Raw genomic sequence first — 3,121 nt, forward strand, 5'->3', positions numbered from 1 at the left:
GGGGAGGGGCCGTACAGAGGCCGGCCGCAAGGCCGACGACGAGCAGGCGAGGATGGATCATGGCCGGTTCTCCGCGACGTCCGCCGTCGTGATGCGCACGCGGCGGACGCGCCCGTCCCGCTCAACCGCGAGGTCAATCTGCTGTCCCAGGCCCGCCGCCTCGATCGCCGCGGTAAGGTCGGCGAGGCGATGCACCGGGCGGTCGCCGACGCCGACGATGACGTCGCCGACCGTGCCGGTCTGCGGGTCGACGCCACGTAGGCCCGCGCTCGCGGCTGGCGATCCGCGCAGCAAGCGCAGGACCACGACGCCGTCGATGCCGAGCCGGGCGGCTGTGGCCTCCTGCCCGGCGATGATGCCGACGCCGGGATTGCGCACACGCCCGTTGCGGATCAGGTCCGGCACGACGCGGTTCACCACGTCCACCGGCACCGCGAAGCCGATACCGGCGCTGGCGCCGGACGGCGAGAAGATCGCGGTGTTGACCCCGATCAGCCGCCCGGCGGAATCGAGCAGCGGCCCACCGGAATTGCCGGGATTGATCGCCGCATCGGTCTGGATCACCCCGGACAGCTCGCGCCCCTCGCTCGTCGGCAGGCGCCGCTGCAGGGCGCTGATCACGCCGGTGGTCAGCGTGTGGTCGAGGCCGAACGGGTTGCCGATGGCGAAGGTCGACTGGCCGACCTTGAGGTCGGCCGATGTGCCGACGGCCAGCGGCGGCGGCGCCTTGGCGACGCGCCCGAGGCGCAGCACCGCGAGGTCGTAGGCCGGCGCGGCGCCGACCACCGTCGCCGTCACGACCTCGCCCGAGGACAGCCGGACCGAGATCGGCCCGCCCGACTGGATCGCCGCCTGAACGACGTGGTTGTTGGTGACGACGTGGCCGCCGGCGTCCCAGACGAAGCCGGTCCCGGTCTGGGTGTTGCCGGAACCGCCCTGGCCGCCCCCTTGACCGCCCGCTTGGCCCTGCTCGGATTCGTCGTCGAGGCTCATCAGGTCGGCGCCGCGGGCCGCGCCCTGCGCGAAGACGTGGACGACCGAGGGACTCGCCCGCTCGAACAGCGCTACCGTCGTCGCCTCCGCCGGCGCGAGATCGCCGCGGGCGGTGATCGCGCGGGGGACCCCGCGCGAGAACAGGAATGCGGTGACGTAGGGCTGGGCGACGAACAGCGTCAGCAGCACCAGGACGGCCGCCAGCACGAGGCGCACAAAACGATCCGGCACGATGGGTGACCTCTCCGGCAGGCGGGCGCAGACGCGGGGCTGACCTGCGCGCCGCCCTTAACGTGGCATTCAGCCTGTGCGCTTCAACGTTCTTGCACGGGAATGATCAAGGAGTGGCGCCGCACCGTCGCGGCGCGGCGGAGACGCTAACGGAATGGTCATTCCTCGAGACCACAGTTTCGGGAAGACAAGACGAAGCTCCGAGGTGTCCGCGTCTAATCTGCCACTTCTGGTGGGCAAGGAGACGCGAACGATTTGCGACGCAATCATGACCGGTTTCTGACCAGGATGCCGCAATGATCGTGAAGCCGCCTTAGAGATGCTTCGTTTCTCGAATGAATACGGTGTGTTCCTGGTCGGCCGACCCTCGCGTCGGCTGCGGACGCCTGAACGGACGATGCCGTTTCGGAAGGAAAAGAGTGAGATGGAAACCGAGGCTCTCGAACGACCCGCCGACCTGACGATCTGGCGCACCCTGCCGGCAACCTCGCCGCTGGCGCAGCCCGAGCGCTACGGCACCCTGCGCGAGGCGATCGCCGCCGCAGCCGGCGCGCTGACCGACCCGGCCAAGCAGCCCTGGATCATCACGGAGGAGGGCGAGATCCTGTCCCCGAACTGGATCCGCACCTACCTCAACTAAGCCCCTGTGCGACCCGCCTTTCCGGCCCTCCACCTTCACGACGAGGGGTCGGGGAGGGCGGCCGGTGGATAAGTGGGACGACGGCGCGTTTTGTCGGTGCCGTTTTGACAAATGTGAATGCCGGCTGGGCTTGCTTATTTTAAGTTAAAGCCGGCTTGATGAGTTCCCCCCTCTCGTCTGGCTGGCACCGCTGGCCGGACGTTCTCCCGATCGTTCTCGTGCCGGCGGTGCCTAATTCGCACCGCGCCACCTATTCGGCCGCATCGCGATCGTCGTCGTACCGTTCCGGATTGATCGCGTGCAGGGCACGCTTGGCCGCCTCCAGCGGGTGCTCGGATTCGATCCGCACCGAGGCGAGGTCCGGGCTCTTGTAGACGGTGACGATGGTGTCCATCACCTCGGTCAGGGTCGTGCGCTTGTCCTCCGGGGCGGCGATCAGCAGTTGCAGCCCCCACGCCGCATAGAGGTCGACCAGCGCTTGGCTGTTGCGCACGTCGAGCTTCGAGAACGCCTCGTCGAGCAGGCATAGGCCGAAACCGGGATTCTCGTCGCCCGGCCGGTCGCCGGGATAGTAGGCGCTGGCGAGCGAGGCGGCGATCGCCACGTAGAACGGCGCCTGCGCTTCGCCGCCCGATCCGCGCAGCGCCCGGCTCGACATCGTCGTGCGGTTGCCGGCCCCGTCCCGCATCCCGATCTCGTAGACGAAGTAGTTGCGGTAGTCGGCGAGCCGCGCCGCGTCCTCGGCCCCCGAGATCAGGGCGGTGACCTCCGCCAAAGCCGCCGCCATCGGACCCTCGCCGTCGTCGGGCAGCAGCGCCTGCGCGGCGTCGGGCGAGCGCGCCACCTCGGTCGCCAAGGCGTGCACGGCGGCGTAGCGGCGATCGACGGTCGCCTCGAAGGCGTAGGTCTGGCCGGTGAAGCGCTGGGTCGAGAGCCGCTCGTTGAGGGCGTCGAGGCGGGCGCGGACGCGCTCGAACTTGTCGGCCAGCCGCGTCAGCAGGTCCTCGGTCATCAGCCGGCGCATCTCGTCGGTGGCGCGCTCGGCCTGGGCGCGGTAGCGGCGCAGCTCGTGGCCCTCGACCTCGTCGTGCTCGCGCCGGACCCAGGCGTAGCCCAGGGTCGCCGGCTGATCGCCGCGATTGCCGTCGCCGCGCCCGAGCGGGTTGTCGATCCGCCACTGGGCGCAATACTCCGCCAGATCCCGCTCCGCCGCGCGTCCGTGTGAGCGGGCGCTCTCGGCCGCCTCCTGCGCGAGGC

3 protein-coding genes are annotated in these 3,121 nt (G+C 70.1%); 1 reads left to right on the forward strand and 2 read right to left on the reverse strand.

Annotated elements, in window-relative coordinates:
- Positions 1 to 57 precede the first annotated feature (57 nt).
- Complete coding sequence (locus FV222_RS21380) at positions 58 to 1,224, reverse strand: trypsin-like peptidase domain-containing protein (RefSeq protein WP_147762690.1); 1,167 nt, start codon at positions 1,222 to 1,224, stop codon at positions 58 to 60.
- Positions 1,225 to 1,648: 424 nt separating this feature from the next.
- Between FV222_RS21380 and FV222_RS21385 the strand changes: the two genes are divergently transcribed.
- Positions 1,649 to 1,864 carry a hypothetical protein gene (locus FV222_RS21385; RefSeq protein WP_147750614.1) on the forward strand — a complete coding sequence of 72 codons (216 nt, stop codon included), beginning with the start codon at positions 1,649 to 1,651 and terminating at the stop codon, positions 1,862 to 1,864.
- Positions 1,865 to 2,114: 250 nt separating this feature from the next.
- On the opposite strand, the gene FV222_RS21390 is transcribed toward FV222_RS21385, so the two are convergent.
- On the reverse strand, positions 2,115 to 3,121 hold a 1,007-nt coding region (locus tag FV222_RS21390; protein ID WP_281406903.1), incomplete at its 5' end, for an SbcC/MukB-like Walker B domain-containing protein.

The sequence above is a fragment of the Methylobacterium sp. WL103 genome (genome assembly GCF_008039885.1).
In the GTDB taxonomy this organism is placed as follows: domain Bacteria; phylum Pseudomonadota; class Alphaproteobacteria; order Rhizobiales; family Beijerinckiaceae; genus Methylobacterium; species Methylobacterium cerastii.

Excerpts from the sequence above, each read along its gene's own strand:
- FV222_RS21385 (WP_147750614.1), top strand. The coding sequence starts at position 1,649 with ATGGAAACCGAGGCTCTCGAACGACCCGCCGACCTGACGATCTGGCGC.